The sequence below is a fragment of the Dactylosporangium sp. CA-233914 genome (genome assembly GCF_050942935.1).
In the GTDB taxonomy this organism is placed as follows: domain Bacteria; phylum Actinomycetota; class Actinomycetes; order Mycobacteriales; family Micromonosporaceae; genus Dactylosporangium.
In genome coordinates this window covers 11,442,226-11,460,235 of the sequence record NZ_CP192030.1, presented here as the reverse complement: position 1 = coordinate 11,460,235, position 18,010 = coordinate 11,442,226, and the positions used below count along the sequence as shown (strand labels likewise).

The window sequence follows — 18,010 nt, the reverse complement described above, 5'->3', positions numbered from 1 at the left end:
GAGCGTGGCCGCGGGCCTGGAAAGATTGGGGCGACACACACAAGCTGACCGGAGGTAGGGGCGCACCGTGGCGCAGTACATCTACGTGCTCGAGAAGGCGCGCAAGGCGCACGGCGACAAGGTCGTGCTCGACAACGTCACGCTGTCGTTCCTGCCCGGCGCGAAGATCGGTGTGGTCGGGCCCAACGGCGCCGGCAAGTCGAGCCTGCTCAAGATCATGGCGGGGCTGGACAAGCCGAGCAACGGCGAGGCGCGGCTCATGCCGGGATACACCGTCGGCATGCTCCAGCAGGAGCCGCCGCTGAACGAGAGCAAGACGGTCCTGGGCAACATCGAGGAGGCCGTCGCCGAGACCAAGGCCAAGCTCGCGCGGTTCAACGAGGTCGCCGAGCTCATGGCGACCGACTACTCCGACGCGCTCATGGAGGAGATGGGCCGGCTGCAGGAGGAGCTCGACCACGCCGACGCCTGGGACATCGACTCCAAGCTGCAGCTGGCGATGGACGCGCTGCGCTGCCCGGCGCCGGACGCCGAGGTCTCCCAGCTCTCCGGTGGTGAGCGCCGCCGTGTCGCGCTGTGCCGGCTGCTGCTCGAGGCGCCCGACCTGCTGCTGCTCGACGAGCCCACCAACCACCTCGACGCCGAGAGCGTGCAGTGGCTGGAGCAGCACCTGCAGAAGTACGCCGGCGCCGTGCTCGCCGTCACCCACGACCGCTACTTCCTCGACCACGTCGCCGAGTGGATCGCCGAGGTCGACCGCGGCCAGGTCCACGGCTACCAGGGCAACTACTCCACCTACCTGGAGAAGAAGGCCCAGCGCCTGGCGGTGCAGGGGCGCAAGGACGCCAAGCTGCAGCGGCGCCTCAGCGAGGAGCTCGAGTGGGTGCGCTCCAACGCCAAGGCGCGCCAGACCAAGTCCAAGGCCCGCCTCGGTCGCTACGAGGAGATGGCCAACGAGGCTGAGAAGACCCGCAAGCTGGACTTCGAGGAGATCCAGATCCCGCCGGGCCCGCGCCTGGGCAACGTGGTCATCGAGGCCGGCGACCTGCGCAAGGGCTTCGAGGAGCGCGGCCTGCTCATCGACGACCTGTCATTCACGCTGCCCCGCAACGGCATCGTGGGCATCATCGGCCCGAACGGTGTGGGCAAGACCACGCTGTTCAAGACCATCGTCGGGCTGGAGCAGCCGGACGCGGGCACGGTCAAGGTCGGCGAGACGGTCCAGCTGTCCTACGTGGACCAGAACCGCTCCGGCCTCGACGGCGACAAGACCGTCTGGGAGGTCGTCTCCGACGGCCTGGACCACCTGATGGTCGGCAAGGTCGAGATGCCCTCGCGGGCCTACGTGGCCGCGTTCGGCTTCAAGGGCCCCGACCAGCAGAAGCCGACCAAGGTGCTCTCCGGCGGTGAGCGCAACCGGCTCAACCTCGCGCTGACGCTCAAGATCGGCGGCAACGTGATCCTGCTCGACGAGCCGACCAACGACCTCGACGTCGAGACGCTGTCGTCGCTGGAGAACGCGCTGCTGGAGTTCCCCGGCTGCGCCGTGGTCATCTCCCACGACCGGATGTTCCTGGACCGGGTGGCCACGCACATCCTGGCCTGGGAGGGCGACGACGAGAACCCGGCGAAGTGGTTCTGGTTCGAGGGCAACTTCGAGTCGTACGAGAAGAACAAGATCGACCGGCTCGGCCCGGAGGCGGCGCGGCCCCACAGCGTCACCTACCGCAAGCTCACCCGCGACTGAGCGTCGTCAGGCACTCCGTTGGCCCGGTTCATCTACCACTGCGCCCTGCGCTGGTCCGACCTGGACGCGTACGGGCACGTCAACAACGCGCGCTTCCTCACCCTCTACGAGGAAGCGCGCGTTGCGCTGATGTTCACCGCCGCCCGGGCGGCCGGGATGGAGTCGTTCGAGAACGGCATCGTCATCTCACGTCATGAGATCGACTACCTCCGGCCGATCGACTACGGCGACCCGGTCCGCATCGAGCTGTGGATCGAGGAGATCCGGGCGTCCCGGCTGACGGTGGCCTACGAGCTCTTCGACGGCGACGAGCTCGCGTCCCGCGCGCGGACGGTCTGCGTGCCGTACGACCTCGAGGCGGGCCGGCCCCGCCGGGTCCGCGACATCGAGCGCGAGTTCCTTTCCCCCTGGCTCGGCTAGTGGGCTGGCTAGCTGACTCCGGCCGCTCCGACGCCTGCGCGTTCGTCGCGCGGGTGGCGCGGCTGGACCCCGGGGGTCTCGTGCGGTTGCGGCCCGCGGGGCAGGGCGCGGTCGCGCTGTGGTCGCGCCTTCCCTGGGGTGTACTCGTCTGTCGCGGCATTCCCGCGAACGTGGAGCGGGACCGGACCGTCGCGGCCCGTGACCTGCTCGCGTCGGTCGACGGGGACCTTCCCGCATCGCGGGACACGGACTGGCACTGGTCGCTGCCGCCGGTCCCCGGGACGCTCGTGGAGCGCATCCCGGCCGCCGACGTCCTGCGGGTCGGCGAGGCGGCGGCGCGGACCGTGCGGACCGCCGCCGCCGAGGGGGTCGGCGGCCGGCCGGTCGGCTCCCGGATCCTGCGCGACGCCCTCCTCGATCATGTGCCGATCGTGGTGACCACGGACGGCGGGGCCCATATACCCGTCTCGCAGCGCCTCGTCCAGGCGGTCGTGCGGATGGGGTTCGTCGCGCCGGGCTCCGGAGACTTCGTCGATGTCCGGATTTCGGGCCCATGGACGGCTCTGGCCTGCGCATATGGCTCTGCCTGGCATCGTGGGGGCGGAGGGGGCCTCATCGGATAGACGGCTGTAAGACCCTCACCCGAACGGGTGGTGCGAGGGTGAAATTGGGGGCTGCTGAATCTCGACCGAACGGGTACCGTCCTCTTTCGGGTCCACCGCCGAGCGAATTCGGGCGGCGACGGACCGCACATACGGGTGGAGGCGCACGGGGGAGCAGGGAGCCGGGAGATGCCAAGGTGGCCATGGCGGACCGAGCCGTCGAGCGGGTCGAAGACCGACTCGATCGTCGCTCAGCTGACGCGGGAAGACGCAACCCTGACGGTCGACGGAGTTGGCGAGGCGCCGCCGGAGGACAGCGCCGGCGAGATCGCGCCGATCACGCTGCTGCGGGTCGCGGAGGCGCTGGAGAAGCTGGAGATCCGATACCTCACCGACGGTGACGGCAGCCTGCTCGCGCTGTGGGAGCGCCACGCGGTGCTGTTCGCGCTGGAGGGCCCCTCGGACGAGATCCTGGTCATCCGGGCCCGGCCGCACGCGACCGTCCCGCCGGACTGGGCCGACCGGTCCTACCGCGTGGTCAACGAGTGGAACCACACGCGCCGCTTCTACAAGGCGTATGTCGGCGACCCCACGGACCGCGGCCAGCTGCCCATCTACGCCGAGATGCAGGTCCCGCTGCTCTCGGGCGTCCACGACACCCTCGTCGCCGAGCTGGTGGACTGCGCGGCCGTCGTCGCGCTGGGCTTCGTGGACTGGCTCCACGACGAGGGCGCCCTGCTCTGACCGGGCGCGGTTGGCAGCGCGCATGTGACACGGCACATGTGACAGGCGCGACTGTTCAGAACCGCTACAAGACGCAGAGCCTGCCGCAAGACGCAGAGCCTGCTACGAGACCAAAGCCTGCTACAAAACGCGCGACAGGGACCCGCTCCGGAGCGTGCCTGTCGCGACCCACGGCGGCGCCCGGCCGGCGAGGCCGGGCGTGGGGCCCTCTCGCCAACCCCCGTTCCGGACGCAACGGTGGATCGTGGCCAAGTATTCGATGCGCCGCTCTCGATGGCCTCTCGGCGGGCTCTCGCGAGACTCTCGGTGCTGGCGGCTCGGCCAGGAACGTCTATGATGCCCGATTTGGACGGCAAAATCCCCGGAATCCCGCGGAACGCGCGCGGGGCGGGGGCCCGGGTGGCACGGCCGTGAGCCGGTTTCGCCGCGGGCGTGGGACCATGTATGAGATCCCCAGCCCGATGAGGAACGGACGCCTGTGCCACCGACGATCGACCCCGGCGCGAACCGCCCCGGCGCCACCGTGCCGGACCGGATTCGCAACTTCTGCATCATCGCCCACATCGACCACGGCAAGTCGACCCTGGCCGACCGGATGCTGCAGCTCACCGAGGTGGTCGAGGCGCGGCAGATGCGGGCGCAGTATCTCGACCGCATGGACATCGAGCGCGAGCGCGGCATCACGATCAAGAGCCAGGCCGTGCGCATGCCCTGGAAGGTGCGCGACGGCGGCCTGGCCGGCGACGAGTTCGTCCTCAACATGATCGACACGCCGGGGCACGTGGACTTCACCTACGAGGTCTCGCGCAGCCTGGCCGCCTGCGAGGGCGCCGTCCTGCTGGTCGACGCGGCGCAGGGCATCGAGGCGCAGACCCTGGCGAACCTGTACCTCGCGCTCGAGAACGACATGCAGATCATCCCGGTGCTCAACAAGATCGACCTGCCGGCCGCGCAGCCGGAGAAGTACGCCGAGGAGTTGGCCCACCTCATCGGGTGCGAGCCGGACGACTGCCTGCGGGTCTCGGGCAAGACCGGCGAGGGCGTCGCGCACCTGCTCGACGAGATCGTGCGGCAGCTGCCGGCCCCGACCGGGCAGGTCGGCGGCGAGGCGCGGGCGATGATCTTCGACTCGGTCTACGACGTGTACCGCGGCGTGGTCACCTATGTCCGGGTCGTCGACGGGCGGATCGAGGCCCGCGACCGCATCCGGATGATGTCCACCGGGGCCGTGCACGAGCTGCTGGAGCTCGGCGTCATCTCGCCGGAGCCGATCAAGAGCGGCGGGCTGGGCGCGGGCGAGGTCGGATACCTCATCACCGGCGTGAAGGACGTGCGCCAGTCGCGGGTGGGTGACACCGTCACCATCAACGCGCGACCCGCGAGCGAGCCGCTGGGGGGCTACAAGGACCCCAAGCCGATGGTGTACTCGGGGCTGTATCCGATCGACGGCTCGGACTACCCGCTGCTGCGCGACGCGCTGGACAAGCTCAAGCTCAACGACGCGGCGCTGGTCTACGAGCCCGAGACGAGCGCGGCGCTGGGCTTCGGCTTCCGCTGCGGCTTCCTCGGCCTGCTGCACCTGGAGATCATCCAGGAGCGGCTGGAGCGCGAGTTCAACCTCGACCTCATCTCGACCGCGCCCAACGTGGTCTACCGCGTGATCATGGACGACGGCACCGAGCACATGGTCACCAACCCCAGTGAGTTCCCCGACGGCAAGAGCGGCCAGATCTTCGAGCCGACGGTCCGCGCCACGGTGCTGACCCCGAACGACTTCGTCGGCGCGGTCATGGAGCTGTGCCAGGGCCGCCGCGGCTCGCTGCTGGGCATGGACTACCTGTCCGCCGACCGGGTCGAGCTGCGCTACACGCTGCCGCTCGGCGAGATCATCTTCGACTTCTTCGACCAGCTCAAGAGCCGCACCAAGGGCTACGCGAGCCTCGACTACGAACCCTCCGGCGAGCAGCAGGCCGACCTGGTCAAGGTCGACATCCTGCTGCACGGCGAGCCGGTCGACGCCTTCAGCGCGATCGTGCACAAGGACAAGGCGTACAACTACGGCGTCACGATCGCGGGCAAGCTGCAGAAGCTCATCCCGCGCCAGCAGTTCGAGGTGCCGATCCAGGCCGCCATCGGCAGCCGGATCATCGCCCGCGAGACGATCCGGGCCATCCGCAAGGACGTGCTCGCCAAGTGCTACGGCGGTGACATCAGCCGCAAGCGCAAGCTGCTGGAGAAGCAGAAGGAAGGCAAGAAGCGGATGAAGATGGTCGGCCGCGTCGAGGTGCCGCAGGAGGCGTTCATCGCCGCCCTGTCGACCTCGGACGGCCCGGCCGGCGACAAGCCAAAGAAGTGAGGCACTGCCCGCGCTGCGGGGCGCAGACGGGCGACCTGCCCGCCGTGTGCCCCGCCTGCGGCTACGCCGCGTTTCTCAACCCGCGGCCGACCGCGACCGTGGTCATCGTCCGGGACGGGCACTTCCTGGCGATCCTGCGCTCGCTGGAGCCGCGGGCCGGCTGGTGGGACCTGCCCGGGGGCTTCTGCGACGGCTTCGAGCACCCCGCCGACGCGGCCGTGCGCGAGGCCCGGGAGGAGCTCGGGGTCACCGTCGAGCTGGGCGAGTTCGCCGGCATGTACATCGGCTCGTACGACTTCCAGGGCGAGCGGCTGCCCGTGCTGGAGTGCTTCTGGATCGCCACGATCACGGGCGGCGAGATCACCCTCGACCCGCTCGAGGGCAGCGAATACGCCTGGCTGCCGCTGTCCGACCCGCCCGAGATGGCGTTCCCGAACCAGGACGTGGTCCTGCGTGACCCGCTCGTGCGAGGTTCTTCGGTGCGTTTGGTCCCCTGAGCCCGCGGGCAACACAAGTTCAACCGCAAAGCACGGCCCCCTGGTTGAGCTTGGTAAGAGGAGGAAGACCAGTGACTGTCACCGGAATCATCACCGCGCTGATTGTCGGCCTTGTCATCGGCGCACTCGGGCGGCTGGTCGTCCCCGGGCGTCAGAGCATCCCGATCTGGCTGACGATGGTCATCGGCGTCGTCGCCGCGCTGCTCGGCACCGTGGTCGCGAACGCGATCGGCATCTCCACGGACACCCCGGGCATCGACTGGGGCGAACTGCTGATCCAGGTGCTGCTCGCCGCCGTCGGCGTGGCCCTGGTGGCCGGTCTCGGCGGTCGTGGCCGCCGCGCCCTGTAATTTCTCGAATACCGCACAACGCGTACGGCCCCCGGTTTCCCGGGGGCCGTACGCGTTTTTGCCAGGCTTTTCAGCGCAGCCAGGGAATCGAACGGTCCAGCAGACCGCGGGTCTTCAGCTCCTTGCGAAGCGGAATCTCCTCGTCGATGTAGCCGTTCCAGTTGATGCCCCAGTAGTTGGCCGTGTGCGTCGCCTCGCCGCACAGCTGGCGCTGCACGGGCGTGCGGTTGGCCCACCACTCGCTGTTGTGGTCGATCGGCATGTCGTCGAGCTGGCGGATCCAGCGATACGTGTAGCCGATGAACAGCATCTTGCGGGTGATGTCCGAGTAGTTGGGCGACCGCGAGTGCCAGAGGCGGCGGTCGAAGATGAAGCAGTCACCGGGGTTCGCGGTGATCTCCACGGTGCCCTCGGGGTCGGGGTTGTGCACCGTGGTGTCGGCCGGCCGGGGCAGCGAGTTCCACAGGTGGCTGCCGGGGATGACCTTGGTGGCGCCGCGGCCCTTCTCCGACAGGTCGGAGATGACGTAGGCGATCTTCAGCGAGAACATCGGCCGGGGCAGGTTCGGGTCCATCGTCTCCGGGTCGGAGTTCTGGCGATACCCGTCCTGGTGCCAGCCCCACGACGGCGGCTCCTCCTCGGAGGTGGGCGGAGTGACGTCGAGGTGGTTGTGGTGCGTGTAGATGTTCCACCCGGCCAGGCCCCACATGTAGGGGAAGAGGGTCGGCTGGGTCAGCAGGTGCCCGAACAGCTCGTCCCGCGTCAGGAAGCCCAGAAGGTGCAGCGTGCCGTCCTTCTTCATGCTCGTCGAGCCGGCGGCCTTCTCCTCGGCCCAGACCCGGTCCATGGCGGCCTCGAGCGCGGCCCGGTGGTCCTCCTTGAGGACGTTGCGGACCAGCAGGAAGCCGTTGTCCAGGAACTCCTTGCGGTCGGCCTCGCTGATCGGCTCGTAGCCGGTGAGGTCGCCGTAGTCGGGTGCAGCGGACGTCATGTCCTCCCCTTACTTTCGTCTACCCTGTGCTCGCGTTGATTCGAACGACCGATCGTAACGCGAGGTGTTGGCCGGGCCGATTCGGGAGTTGGCCACCTGACAATGTCCGAAGGTGTGACAACCCGCTGGTCGTGCGGAACGTCTAGGTCCTCAGTAGACCTCGGCGACGACCCGCTCGCCGCCGGGACCGGCATCGATGCCGCCACGCTCCGTCACGTGCGCCCACGCGCCGCTCTCCGCCGTCCACTGCATGCCGGCGTAGACGACCCGCTTCACGCCGTGCTCCTGGGCGTGGGCGACCAGCCAGTGCGCGTATTGCCAGCCGGACTTCGTCTCGCGGACCTTCAGGGCCACCCCGACCAGGTTGTTCACGTCGGCGGTGCTCACGTTGCCCCAGTCGAGCGTGAGGTTCGCCCCGAGGGAGCGGGCCGCCTCCGGCCCGCGGCTCTGCGCCTCGGTGACGTTGCACGCCACGGCCCCGGTGACCTCGCCGCTGAGCGCGCTGACCATGACCTCGGAGTCGTCGGCCCACTTCTCGTAGGCCTCCGGGTGGGCGCTGCGCTGCACCTGCTGGGCCGCGTCGGTGACCCGCATCTTCTCCCAGCCCTTGACCTTGAGCAGGCCGGTGAAGAACGCGTTGGCGGCATACCGCGGGTCGGCGATCTGCTCCGGCTTGCCCCAGCCCTGGCTCGGGCGCTGCTGGAACAGCCCGATGGAGTCGCGGTCGCCGCCGGTGAGGTTCTCCAGCTTCGACTCCTGCCAGGCGGTGGCCAGCGCGACGACCAGGCCGCGCCGGGGAATCTTGCGGGTCAGCCCGACGGCGGTGATCGTGGCGGCGTTGGCCAGCTGCTCGCTGTCGAGCTCGACCGCGGTCGCGTCGCCGGTGGCGTTCGCGGAGGCGTTGCCGGCGTTGACCACGCAGGCCCGCCCGGTGGCGATGCGCAGCGGGATGTTCTCACCGAGCTTGTGCACGACGACGTACGCGCACAGCGCCACGGCCACGGCCGCCAGGGCCGCGACTGTCACCACCCGCCGCGCACGCATCGCTCACCTTTCGCTAGATCGCACAGCGTACGGGGCAGATGCCACCGAAGGCTGTCAGGCAACGCCGCGGGAGGCCGTCAGGTGTCGCGGGGTACCCATTCGGGGTCGCGTTTCTCCCGAAAGGCCATGATGCCCTCCCGCCCCTCGGCGGATCCGAAATATGCGACAGACAGGGCGGTCATCGCCCGCACCTCGTCCTGGAAACCCTCCGGCCGCCGGCGCAGCAGCTCCTTGGCGCCGGCCAGGGCGCCCGGGGCACCGCGGACCAGGTCGCGCAGGTAGCCCTCGACCACCTCGTCCAGCCGCTCGGGCTCGACCGCGGCGCTCACCAGCCCGATCCGCTCGGCCCGCACCCCGTCGAAGGTCGCGCCGGTCAGGTACAGCTCGGCGGCGGCCCGTGGGGCGAGGCGGGGGAGCACTGTGGTGGAGATCACGGCGGGCGCGACACCGATGCGGACCTCGGTGAACGCGAACGTGGCGGTGGTGGTGCACACGGCGATGTCGGCGGCCGCGATCAGGCCCAGCCCGCCGGCCCGCGCCGGGCCCGCGACCCTCGCCACGACCGGCTTGCGGCCGTGCCAGATCGCGGTGAGCAGGTCGCCGAGCCGGCTCACCGGCGGCTTGCCGGAGGCGGCCGCGGCCGCGGTCTCCTTGAGGTCGGCGCCGGAGCTGAAGACCGGGCCGGTGTGGGTGAGCACGACCGCCCGGACCGAGTTGTCGGCGTCGGCCGCGGCCAGCGCCGCGAGCAGCTCCTCGATCAGGGCCGTGGACAGCGCGTTGCGGTTGGCCGGACTGTCCAGGGTGAGCGTCGCCACGCCCCGCCCGGTCTCGAAGCGCACGAAGGGCATGCGGGCACACTAGACAAATGCCGGGAGTACTGCCAGAAGGTGAGCCGATGCCGCGCGACGGTGCCCTGCCCGAGGGGGTCGCCGCCGGTGCGGGCCGCCACGGCTTCGGCGTGTACGTCCACGTCCCCTTCTGCGCCAGCCGCTGCGGGTACTGCGACTTCAACACCTACACCGCGAGTGAGGGCGTCCTGGCCGCCGGCTACGCCGAGCAGGTCCTCGACGAGCTCGCCCTGGCCGCGAAGGTGCTCCGCCCGCCCCGGGTCGACACGGTCTTCTTCGGCGGTGGCACCCCGACGCTGCTGCCCCCGGCCGAGCTCGCCCGCATCCTGGAGGGCATCGACCGCACCTGGGGCCTGGCCGCCGGCGCCGAGGTGACCACCGAGGCCAACCCCGAGTCCGTCGGCCCGGCGGGCCTGCGCGAGCTGCGCGCGGCCGGCTTCAACCGCGTCTCGCTCGGCATGCAGTCGGCGGCCCCGCACGTGCTGGCCGTCCTCGACCGCCGGCACACGCCGGGCCGGGCGGTCGCGGCCGCCGCCGAGGCCCGCGCCGCCGGCTTCGAGCGGGTGAACCTCGACCTGATCTACGGCACCCCCGGGGAGTCGCCGGAGGACTTCGCCGGCTCCCTGGCCGCCGTGATCGACGCCGGGGTGGACCACGTCAGCGCGTACGCGCTCATCGTCGAGGACGGCACCCGTATGGCCGCCCGGATGCGCCGCGGCGAGCTGCCGTACCCCGACGACGACGTCGCCGCCGACCGGTACATCGCCGCCGACGAGGCCCTGAGCGCGGCGGGCTTCGCGTGGTACGAGGTGTCGAACTGGTCGAAGGACTCGCCGTGCCGGCACAACGAGTTGTACTGGCGCGGCGGGGACTGGTGGGGGTTCGGGCCGGGCGCGCACAGCCACGTCGGCGGGGTGCGCTGGTGGAACGTGAAGCACCCGCACGCCTACGCGGCCCGGCTGGCCGAGTCCGCGTCGCCGGGGCAGGCTCGTGAGGTACTGACGCCGGACGAACGGCACATGGAGGACGTTCTGCTGCGCATCCGGCTCGCCGACGGCCTGGCGCTCGGGGCGCTCGACGAGGCCGGCCTGGCCGGGGCGCGCGACTGCCTCGCCGACGGGCAGCTGGAGCCGGACGCGTTCGCGGCGGGCCGGGCGGTGCTCACCCTGCGTGGCCGCCTGCTGGCCGACGGGGTGGCCCGGGCGCTGACATGACACGACGCCGGGGCGACCCGGCAGGGCCGCCCCGGCGTCTGACCTGAGCGCTTACTTGATGAAGCGGAACGTCATCGGGTAGCGGTACAGCTCCCCGTTGTTCGCCTTCATGCCGCCGATGATGGCGAAGATGATGATGATCGCCCACGGCACGATCAGCGTGATGAACAGCGTGCACACCGACAGGATGGCACCGACGAACAGGATGATGCCCCACGTGATGTGGAAGTTCAGCGCCTCGTTCGCGTGGGCCTTGACGGTCGGCGACTCGTTGCCCTTCGCCAGGAGCGCGACGAGCGGGGCGATGAAGCCGAAGAAGATGCCGCCGAAGTGGGCGATGAGCGCCCACGTCTTCTCGTCGCTGTTGGCGTAGCCGACCGGGGCACCCGGCTGGCCGTAGCCGCCGGGCTGACCGTAGGCGCCCGGCTGCTGATACCCGGGCTGCTGGTATCCGGGCTGCTGGTAGCCCGGCTGCTGGTACCCCGCGCCGGACGTGGGCGGCGGGGGGTAGGCGCCGCCACCGCTGGACGGCGGTGGACCGTAACCGCCACCCGAGACGGGGGGCTGGGGCGGGTACCCGAAGTTGGGGTCCGACGGCGGGCCGTAGTCCCCCGGAGGGCGAGGTGGTTCACTCATGGGGGCCACGGTAGGTGCATCGATCAAGTGGCGCCAGCGACACGGCATGACGACTTTAGGACATCTTTTGCCCAGTCCAGCGGCCGTACGGACGATCGTGCGCCAAACGATCATCGCGTGCCCCCGCGCGACTGACGTAGACTGGCACTCACGGTTTGGGAGTGCCAGTCCCCGAGGAGGTGCCATGGCCCTTGACGAGCGGAAGCTTGAGGTGCTGCGCGCCATCGTCGAGGACTACGTCGCCACTCAGGAACCGGTCGGGAGCAAAGCGCTCGTCGAACGGCACAACCTGCGGGTCTCTCCGGCGACGGTCCGTAACGACATGGCGGTGCTGGAGGAGGAGGGATACATCCGCCAGCCGCACACCAGCGCGGGCCGGGTGCCCACCGACGCCGGCTACCGGCTCTTCGTCGACAAGCTCTCCAGGGTCAAGCCGCTCAGCCCGGCCGAGCGCCGGGCGATCGAGCGGTTCCTGATCGGGGCGGTCGACCTCGACGACGTGGTCCACCGCACGGTGCGGCTGCTCGCGCAGCTCACCCGCCAGGTCGCCGTGGTGCAGTATCCGAGCCTGTCGCGGGCGAGCGTTCGGCACTTCGAGCTGGTGCCGATCTCCACCACCCGGCTCATGGTGGTGATGATCGCCGAGACCGGCCGGGTCGAGCAGCGCCTGGTCGACCTGCCCGGGCCGATCCTGGCCGACCACGTCACCGAGCTGCGCCGCCTGATCAACGACAAGCTCGTCGGCAAGCGGCTGGCGGAGACGCCTCCGCTGGTGGCGGCCCTGGTCGAGGAGGCGGCGCCGAGCCTGCGGCCGCCGATGACGGCCCTTTCGACAGTACTGCTGGAGACGCTGCTCGAGCGGTCCGAGGAGCGCATCGCGCTGGCCGGCACCGCGAACCTGGCCCGCGGCGGCCTTCTGGACTTCCAGGGCTCGCTGCGGCCGATCCTCGAGGCGCTCGAGGAGGAGGTCATCCTGCTCAAGCTCTTCGGCGAGGTGGAGCCGAGCATCACGCGGGTCCGCATCGGCGACGAGAACGAGATCGAGGACCTGCGTACGGCGTCCATCGTGGCGACCGGGTACGGCCCCGGCACGATGGTGGTCGGCGGGATGGGCGTGCTCGGCCCGACCCGGATGGACTACCCCGGCAACATCGCGACCGTGCGCGCCGTGGCACGCTACGTCGGCGACCTGCTGGCACAGAGTTGACATCTATCTCAGGGGCATAGGACTCAGTGGCGAAGGACTATTACGGGATTCTCGGGGTCAAGCGGGACTCCACGGCCGACGAGATCAAGCGGGCCTACCGAAAGTTGGCCCGCGAGTTTCACCCGGACGTGAATCCCGACCCGGCCGCGCAGGAGAAGTTCAAGGAGATCAACGCCGCCTACGAGGTCCTCTCCGACCCGCGCAAGCGCGAGATGGTCGACCTCGGCGGCGATCCGCTGGCCCCGAGCGGCGGCGGTGGCGGCCCCGCCGGCGGCGCGTTCGTGGGCTTCCAGGACATCATGGACGCCTTCTTCGGCACCCAGTCCGCCCGCGGCCCGCGCCCGCGCGTGCGCCCCGGCGCCGACGCGATCCTGCGCCTGGACCTCGACCTGCACGAGACCGCGTTCGGCGTCGAGGCCCCCATTCAGGTCGACACCGCCGTGGTCTGCACCACCTGCCAGGGCGCCGGCACCGCGCCCGGCACCCACCCGCAGACCTGCGAGATCTGCCAGGGCCGCGGCGAGGTCCAGTCCGTGCAGCGCACCTTCCTCGGCCAGGTCGTCTCGGCCCGCCCGTGTTCGGCCTGCCAGGGCTTCGGCACCGTCATCCCGCACCCGTGCGCGACCTGCGGCGGCGACGGCCGCGTCCGCACCCGCCGCTCGCTGACCGTCAAGATCCCCTCGGGCGTCGAGGACGGCATGCGCATCCGCCTCGCCCAGCAGGGCGAGGTCGGCCCCGGCGGCGGCCCGCCCGGTGACCTCTACGTCGAGATCCACGAGCGCCCGCACGACGTGTACTCACGCAAGGACGACGACCTGCACTGCCGCGTCACCGTCCCGATGACCGCGGCCGCCCTCGGCACCCGCCTGACCATCAAGACCCTCGACGGCGAGGAGACGGTCGACGTCAAGGCCGGCACCCAGCCGACCTCGACGCTGCGCATCCGCGGCAAGGGCGTGCCCCACCTGCGCGGCGCCGGCCGCGGCGACCTCTACGTCCACCTGGACGTGCGCACGCCGACCCGCCTGGAGCCCGAGCAGGAGCGGCTGCTGCGCGAGTTCGCCCGCACCCGGGGCGAGGAGGTCGCCGAGTTGTCCAAGCAGGGCGGATTCTTCTCCCGGATGCGGGACGCCTTCAACGGCCACGCGTGAGCCCGCCCCTCTTCCTCGTCCCTGAGCTTCCCTCCGGTTCGGCGTTCGTCCTCGACGGGCCGGAGGGGCACCACGCGGCGGACGTGCAGCGGCTCACGCCCGGTGAGGCGCTGCTGCTGTGCGACGGGCGCGGTGGCCTGATCCCCGCCGTCGTCGCCTCGGCCCGCAAGGGCGCGCTGTCGCTCAGCCTGGGGCCGGCCTCCTTCGAGCCCGCGCCCTCGCCCTCGATCACCGTGGTGCAGGGCATCGCCAAGGGGGAGCGGGCCGAGCTCGCCGTGCAGCTGCTCACCGAGGTCGGGGCCGACCGGATCGTGCCCTGGCAGGCGGCGCGGAGCATCGCCCGGTGGAAGGACGCCCGCCCGGTCGAACGGTGGCGCTCCACCGTCCGCGAGGCGGCGAAGCAGTCGCGGCGGGCGTGGGTTCCCTCCGTCTCCGACGCCTGCACGACCAGGCAGCTCCGGCCGGCCGGGACCGTGCTGGTGCTGCACGAGGAGGCGGACACCGCGCTGTCCTCGGTCGCCCTGCCCGCGGCCGGGGAGATCACGCTGGTGGTGGGGCCCGAGGGCGGGGTGGCGCCCGAGGAGCTCGAGGTCCTGGGCGGGACCCCCGTCCGGCTCGGGCGTGAGGTGCTGCGGACCTCGACCGCCGGGGCGGCCGCGGTGGCCGCGCTCTCCGTCCGCCTCGGGCGTTGGTGAGTCAGCTCTCTCGGTTCTTCGGTTCTTCGGTTCTTTCGGTTTTTTCGGTGAATCAGCGGAAATAGCTCGCGCCGTTGAGGTCGAGGATGGCGCCTCCGGGGAGGCCAGGTAGAGCACCGCGGCGGCGATCTCCTGCGGGGTGGCGACCCGGTTGAACGGGCTCTGGGCCCGGATCGCCTCGCCCTGCGGGGCCGCCAGCAGGTCCGCCACCAGGTCCGTCGCCACGAAACCCGGGGCCACCGCCGTCACCGCGATGCTGCTCGGGGCCAGGGCCCGCGCCAGGCTCTGGGTCATCGAGTTGAGGGCGGCCTTCGCGGCACCGTACGCCGGGTGGTCGGGCTCGCCGCGGAAGGCGCCGCGCGAGCTCACGTTGATGATGCGGCCGCCGCCGGTGAGGTGGCGGGCCGCGGCCCAGCAGACGTTCGCCGGGGCCAGGAGGTCGACGGCGAGGGTGTCGCGCCAGGCGGACTGCCACTGCTCGTACGTCGTGTCGAGGATCTTGTGCTCGATGTACACGGCCGCGTTGTTGACCACGACGTCCAGGCCGCCCAGGGCCTCGGCGGCCGCGTCGACCAGGGCGCGGGTCGCCTCCGGGTCGCTCAGGTCGCCGGTGACCACCGCATGCCCGTCGCCGGGCAGGCCCGGGTCCGCAGGGGTGCGGCGGTGGACGGCCACGCGGGCGCCGGCGGTGGCGAAGGCGTGCGCGATCGCGGCGCCGATGCCGCGCGCCGCGCCCGTGACGAGGACTCGTTGGGTAGGCATGCGCGTACCCTAATGGCGGTGACGAGTGACTGTCTGTTCTGCCGCATCGTCGCCGGTGAGATCCCGGCGACCGTGGTGCACGAGACCGAGACGACGCCGGCGTTCCGTGACATCAGGCCCCGTGCGGCGGCCGTCCATGGGCTGGTCATCCCCAAGAGCCGCCACGCCGACGTCGCCGCGCTTGCCACGGCCAACCCCAGGCTGGCCGGCGCGGTGCTCGCGACCTGCGCGGACGTCGCCAAGGCCGAGGGGCTGACCGGCAGCACCGGAGCCGACGGTGGTCAGGAAGTCTTCCACGCGCACGCCCACGTGCTGGGCGGGCAGCGTATGGGTCCGATGGTCCGCGCATGAGGGCGCCGCAGCAGTACGAGCGAATGACGCGCAAGGTCCAGGCGGAGGCCCGGGTCCCGGCCCTCAGCGTCGCGGTGCACCGCGCCGACCGTCCGATGTGGACCTTCCAGGTGGGCGAGGGCGTCGACGCCGCCAGCCAGCTGCGGATGGGCTCGATCACCAAGACCTTCACGGCCGTGCTCGTGATGCAGTGCCGCGACGCGGGGCTGCTCGACCTCGACGACCAGATCGCCCGCCACCTGCCCGTGAAGGCCCACGGCGAGCTCACGGTCGGGCGGATGCTCGCGCACGTGTCGGGGCTGCAGCGGGAGCCGCACGGCGACGTGTGGGACACGATGCGGGCGCCCGGCCTCGAGGACCTGCTCGCCCAGCTCGACCGGGCCGAGCAGGTCCTGCGCCCGGGCCTGCGGTTCCACTACTCCAACCTGGCGATCGCCCTGCTCGGCCACCTCGTCGGCCGGCTGCGCGGCGGCACCTGGGCCGAGGTCCTGCAGGAGCGCATCCTCGACCCGTTCGGCCTGCACGACACCGCGGTCACCCCGTCGCGGCCGGTCACCGGCTACCAGGTCGACGCCTGGTCCGACTACGCCCACCCCGAGCCGCCCACCGACTTCGGCGCGGTCGGGCCGGCCGCCCAGCTGTGGAGCACCGCCGCCGACCTGGCACGCTGGGCCGCGTTCCTGGCCGACCCGCGCGAGATGGACCCCAACGGCACCATCCTGTCGGCCGCGACCGTCGAGGAGATGCGCGCGCCGCAGGTCGTCACCGAGGACGTGCTGTGGGCCCGCGGCTTCGGGCTCGGCCTGATCCTGCACCCCCGGCCGGGCGGCGAGCGGATCGTCCACGTGGGGCACGACGGCGCGATGCCGGGCTTCCTGGCCGGCGCCTACGGGCGGGTCGGCGGCGCCGGCACGCCGAAGGCGCTCGGGGCGGCGGCGCTGGGCTCGAGCGGCACGGCGGGGGAGATCTGCGAGCTGCCCCACGACCTGCTCGACGCCGTCGTCGAGCAGGACCCGGCCGACATCGCCTCCTGGGTGCCGGGCCCGCCCGCGCCGGCCGTCTACCGCTCGATCCTCGGCCGGTGGTGGGGCGAGGGCTTCGAATACGCCTTCAGCTGGCGCGACGGCTCCTTGCACGCCCGCCCCGTGGACGCGCCGGGCAAGCGGCCGCCGGCGGTGTTCGCGCCCGTGGACGGCTCGCCCGACGTCTTGCGCACGGTCTCCGGGCGCGAGGCGGGGGAGCTGCTGCGGCTCACCCGCGACCCGGAGACCGGCGATGTGGTGCGGATGCACTGGGCGACCTACCGGTTCACGCGGGGCCAGGAGGCGTTCGACGGCTACCGGTTCTGACGGGTTCCGCGCCGCTTGATGACACCCTAGCATTGTGAAAATAATTCACGTTCCGCCCGTCACGGACCGCGAGAATCCATCACCCGCCGTCACCGGCTGATGAGGGTGAAGACGGCGCCGTTCGGATCCTCGATCACAGCCATGCGCCCGTGCGGGGAGTCGAACGGGCCGTGCTGCACGCTGCCGCCCGCGGCCAGGGCGCGCTTCGCCGCTGCGTCCGTGTCGTCGGTGGCGAAGTACACGCTCCAGTGGGCCGGGACCCCCTCCCAGGCCGGCGTCATCGTGAGACGGCCGGCGACCGGGTCGGCGTCGCCGAGGCTCCACGCCGAGTAGTCGATGGCCTCATCGCCCGAGTCGACCGTACCGGGGACCCTGGTCTGGCGGTAACCGAAGAGGTCGCGGTAGAAGAAGTCGGTCACCGTGGGTTCCCGGGTCGTCACCTCGGCCCAGCATAGGGCGCCGGTCTCGTCGTACAGCTGCGAGCCCGTGTGGCGGCCCGGCTCCCAGGCGCCGAACGCGGCGCCCGAGGGGTCCATGGCGAAGAGCATGCGGCCGTTGCCCGGGATGTCCATCGGCGCCACCAGCAGTTTTCCGCCCTGCTCCTCGATGCGGTACGCCGTCTCGGCCAGGTCGTGCGACATGAGGTACAGGCTCCAGGCGGCCGGCAGCTGCTCCGAGCCGGGCATCGGCGGGCTCATCCCGGCCACGATCCGGCCGTTCTTCAGGCACATCACGTAGTGGCCGAAGTCGGCGCCGGTGTCGGTGTACGTCCAGCCGAAGACGGACCCGTAGAAGTGCTGTGCGGCTGGGACGTCGGCCGCCACGACGTCCGCCCAGCAGGGCTCGCCGTCAACGTATCCGGTGCGCTCGACCATGGCGGGGGCCTCCAAACTGAATCGGTCAACTGCCTCCCTACCAGCACGGGTAGGTCTCGCGCGGGCGATTCGCCGCAGACCGCATGATCGGCCGAACCCCATCGTGGCGAAAAATGGGAACGGTCGCGCGAGCGCTCAGCCGATACCATGAAGAGCCTGGACAATCCGCCA

Annotated in this window: 18 protein-coding genes and 1 pseudogene; 13 read left to right on the top strand and 6 right to left on the bottom strand. The window is 71.1% G+C overall.

Going from position 1 to position 18,010, the window contains the following annotated elements:
• Positions 1-67: 67 nt before the first annotated feature.
• The 7 genes from ettA to ACQPY0_RS50975 all read left to right on the top strand — a co-directional run bounded on the left by ettA (position 68) and on the right by ACQPY0_RS50975 (position 6,716).
• Entirely contained in the window at positions 68-1,747 is a 1,680-nt protein-coding gene (gene ettA / locus ACQPY0_RS51005; protein WP_432978507.1) for an energy-dependent translational throttle protein EttA, read from the top strand.
• An 18-nt stretch (positions 1,748-1,765) separates the two neighbouring features.
• Positions 1,766-2,167 (top strand): acyl-CoA thioesterase, encoded by a 402-nt coding sequence (locus ACQPY0_RS51000; RefSeq protein WP_432978505.1) that lies wholly within the window; start codon positions 1,766-1,768, stop codon positions 2,165-2,167.
• 53 nt (positions 2,168-2,220) lie between these two features.
• Positions 2,221-2,790 carry a hypothetical protein gene (locus ACQPY0_RS50995; protein ID WP_432978502.1) on the top strand — a complete coding sequence of 190 codons (570 nt, stop codon included), beginning with the start codon at positions 2,221-2,223 and terminating at the stop codon, positions 2,788-2,790.
• Positions 2,791-2,958: 168 nt separating this feature from the next.
• Complete coding sequence (locus ACQPY0_RS50990; RefSeq protein ID WP_432978500.1) at positions 2,959-3,513, top strand: YbjN domain-containing protein; 555 nt, start codon at positions 2,959-2,961, stop codon at positions 3,511-3,513.
• A 478-nt stretch (positions 3,514-3,991) separates the two neighbouring features.
• Positions 3,992-5,869, top strand: coding sequence for a translation elongation factor 4 (gene lepA / locus ACQPY0_RS50985; RefSeq protein ID WP_432978497.1), 1,878 nt, complete (start codon positions 3,992-3,994; stop codon positions 5,867-5,869).
• The gene (locus tag ACQPY0_RS50980) at positions 5,866-6,366 is read left to right on the top strand and encodes an NUDIX domain-containing protein (protein WP_432978494.1); all 501 of its coding nucleotides are present in this window, start codon (positions 5,866-5,868) and stop codon (positions 6,364-6,366) included. The genes lepA and ACQPY0_RS50980 overlap by 4 nt, the downstream gene beginning before the upstream one ends.
• 71 nt (positions 6,367-6,437) lie before the next feature.
• Positions 6,438-6,716, top strand: coding sequence for a GlsB/YeaQ/YmgE family stress response membrane protein (locus tag ACQPY0_RS50975; protein WP_432978491.1), 279 nt, complete (start codon positions 6,438-6,440; stop codon positions 6,714-6,716).
• 70 nt (positions 6,717-6,786) lie between these two features.
• Here ACQPY0_RS50975 and ACQPY0_RS50970 read toward each other — a convergent pair whose 3' ends face one another.
• The 3 genes from ACQPY0_RS50970 to ACQPY0_RS50960 all read right to left on the bottom strand — a co-directional run bounded on the left by ACQPY0_RS50970 (position 6,787) and on the right by ACQPY0_RS50960 (position 9,599).
• Positions 6,787-7,707 carry a phytanoyl-CoA dioxygenase family protein gene (locus tag ACQPY0_RS50970; protein WP_432978488.1) on the bottom strand — a complete coding sequence of 307 codons (921 nt, stop codon included), beginning with the start codon at positions 7,705-7,707 and terminating at the stop codon, positions 6,787-6,789.
• Positions 7,708-7,857: 150 nt separating this feature from the next.
• Positions 7,858-8,751 carry a hypothetical protein gene (locus ACQPY0_RS50965; protein WP_432978485.1) on the bottom strand — a complete coding sequence of 298 codons (894 nt, stop codon included), beginning with the start codon at positions 8,749-8,751 and terminating at the stop codon, positions 7,858-7,860.
• Between the two features lie 77 nt (positions 8,752-8,828).
• Positions 8,829-9,599 carry an enoyl-CoA hydratase-related protein gene (locus tag ACQPY0_RS50960; RefSeq protein ID WP_432978482.1) on the bottom strand — a complete coding sequence of 257 codons (771 nt, stop codon included), beginning with the start codon at positions 9,597-9,599 and terminating at the stop codon, positions 8,829-8,831.
• A 17-nt stretch (positions 9,600-9,616) separates the two neighbouring features.
• Between ACQPY0_RS50960 and hemW the strand changes: the two genes are divergently transcribed.
• On the top strand, positions 9,617-10,813 hold the full coding sequence (gene hemW / locus ACQPY0_RS50955) for a radical SAM family heme chaperone HemW (protein WP_432978479.1): 1,197 nt from the start codon (positions 9,617-9,619) through the stop codon (positions 10,811-10,813).
• 51 nt (positions 10,814-10,864) lie between these two features.
• Here the strand turns inward: hemW and ACQPY0_RS50950 are convergent, their stop codons facing one another.
• A complete protein-coding gene (locus tag ACQPY0_RS50950) occupies positions 10,865-11,449 on the bottom strand; it encodes a DUF4870 domain-containing protein (protein ID WP_432978476.1) in 585 nt (194 codons plus the stop codon).
• A 184-nt stretch (positions 11,450-11,633) separates the two neighbouring features.
• Between ACQPY0_RS50950 and hrcA the strand changes: the two genes are divergently transcribed.
• The 3 genes from hrcA to ACQPY0_RS50935 are packed head-to-tail and all read left to right on the top strand — an operon-like array spanning position 11,634 to position 14,502.
• The gene (gene hrcA / locus ACQPY0_RS50945) at positions 11,634-12,656 is read left to right on the top strand and encodes a heat-inducible transcriptional repressor HrcA (protein ID WP_432978473.1); all 1,023 of its coding nucleotides are present in this window, start codon (positions 11,634-11,636) and stop codon (positions 12,654-12,656) included.
• A gap of 26 nt (positions 12,657-12,682) precedes the next feature.
• Entirely contained in the window at positions 12,683-13,807 is a 1,125-nt protein-coding gene (gene dnaJ / locus ACQPY0_RS50940; RefSeq protein ID WP_432978470.1) for a molecular chaperone DnaJ, read from the top strand.
• Positions 13,804-14,502: a 16S rRNA (uracil(1498)-N(3))-methyltransferase gene (locus ACQPY0_RS50935; protein WP_432978467.1), complete on the top strand. Its 699-nt coding sequence runs from the start codon at positions 13,804-13,806 to the stop codon at positions 14,500-14,502. Before dnaJ ends, ACQPY0_RS50935 begins: the two co-directional genes overlap by 4 nt.
• Positions 14,503-14,637: 135 nt before the next feature.
• Here the strand turns inward: ACQPY0_RS50935 and ACQPY0_RS50930 are convergent.
• A pseudogene (locus ACQPY0_RS50930) lies at positions 14,638-15,264 on the bottom strand (SDR family NAD(P)-dependent oxidoreductase); the annotation flags it as partial.
• A 12-nt stretch (positions 15,265-15,276) separates the two neighbouring features.
• On the opposite strand from ACQPY0_RS50930, the gene ACQPY0_RS50925 reads away from it, so the two are divergent.
• Complete coding sequence (locus ACQPY0_RS50925; RefSeq protein WP_432995753.1) at positions 15,277-15,615, top strand: HIT domain-containing protein; 339 nt, start codon at positions 15,277-15,279, stop codon at positions 15,613-15,615.
• Positions 15,612-16,964 carry a serine hydrolase domain-containing protein gene (locus ACQPY0_RS50920; RefSeq protein ID WP_432978464.1) on the top strand — a complete coding sequence of 451 codons (1,353 nt, stop codon included), beginning with the start codon at positions 15,612-15,614 and terminating at the stop codon, positions 16,962-16,964. The genes ACQPY0_RS50925 and ACQPY0_RS50920 overlap by 4 nt, the downstream gene beginning before the upstream one ends.
• 89 nt (positions 16,965-17,053) lie before the next feature.
• On the opposite strand, the gene ACQPY0_RS50915 is transcribed toward ACQPY0_RS50920, so the two are convergent.
• The gene (locus ACQPY0_RS50915) at positions 17,054-17,839 is read right to left on the bottom strand and encodes a VOC family protein (RefSeq protein ID WP_432978461.1); all 786 of its coding nucleotides are present in this window, start codon (positions 17,837-17,839) and stop codon (positions 17,054-17,056) included.
• Between the last annotated feature and the right edge of the window lie 171 nt (positions 17,840-18,010).

Bases quoted from the DNA above. Each gene is read 5' to 3' on its own strand.
- ACQPY0_RS50990 (WP_432978500.1), top strand. From the start codon at position 2,959: ATGCCAAGGTGGCCATGGCGGACCGAGCCGTCGAGCGGGTCGAAGACC.
- ACQPY0_RS50970 (WP_432978488.1), bottom strand. From the start codon at position 7,707: ATGACGTCCGCTGCACCCGACTACGGCGACCTCACCGGCTACGAGCCG.
- ACQPY0_RS50965 (WP_432978485.1), bottom strand. From the start codon at position 8,751: ATGCGTGCGCGGCGGGTGGTGACAGTCGCGGCCCTGGCGGCCGTGGCC.
- ACQPY0_RS50960 (WP_432978482.1), bottom strand. From the start codon at position 9,599: ATGCCCTTCGTGCGCTTCGAGACCGGGCGGGGCGTGGCGACGCTCACC.
- hemW (WP_432978479.1), top strand. From the start codon at position 9,617: ATGCCGGGAGTACTGCCAGAAGGTGAGCCGATGCCGCGCGACGGTGCC.
- ACQPY0_RS50950 (WP_432978476.1), bottom strand. From the start codon at position 11,449: ATGAGTGAACCACCTCGCCCTCCGGGGGACTACGGCCCGCCGTCGGAC.
- hrcA (WP_432978473.1), top strand. From the start codon at position 11,634: ATGGCCCTTGACGAGCGGAAGCTTGAGGTGCTGCGCGCCATCGTCGAG.
- ACQPY0_RS50925 (WP_432995753.1), top strand. From the start codon at position 15,277: ATGGCGGTGACGAGTGACTGTCTGTTCTGCCGCATCGTCGCCGGTGAG.
- ACQPY0_RS50920 (WP_432978464.1), top strand. From the start codon at position 15,612: ATGAGGGCGCCGCAGCAGTACGAGCGAATGACGCGCAAGGTCCAGGCG.
- ACQPY0_RS50915 (WP_432978461.1), bottom strand. From the start codon at position 17,839: ATGGTCGAGCGCACCGGATACGTTGACGGCGAGCCCTGCTGGGCGGAC.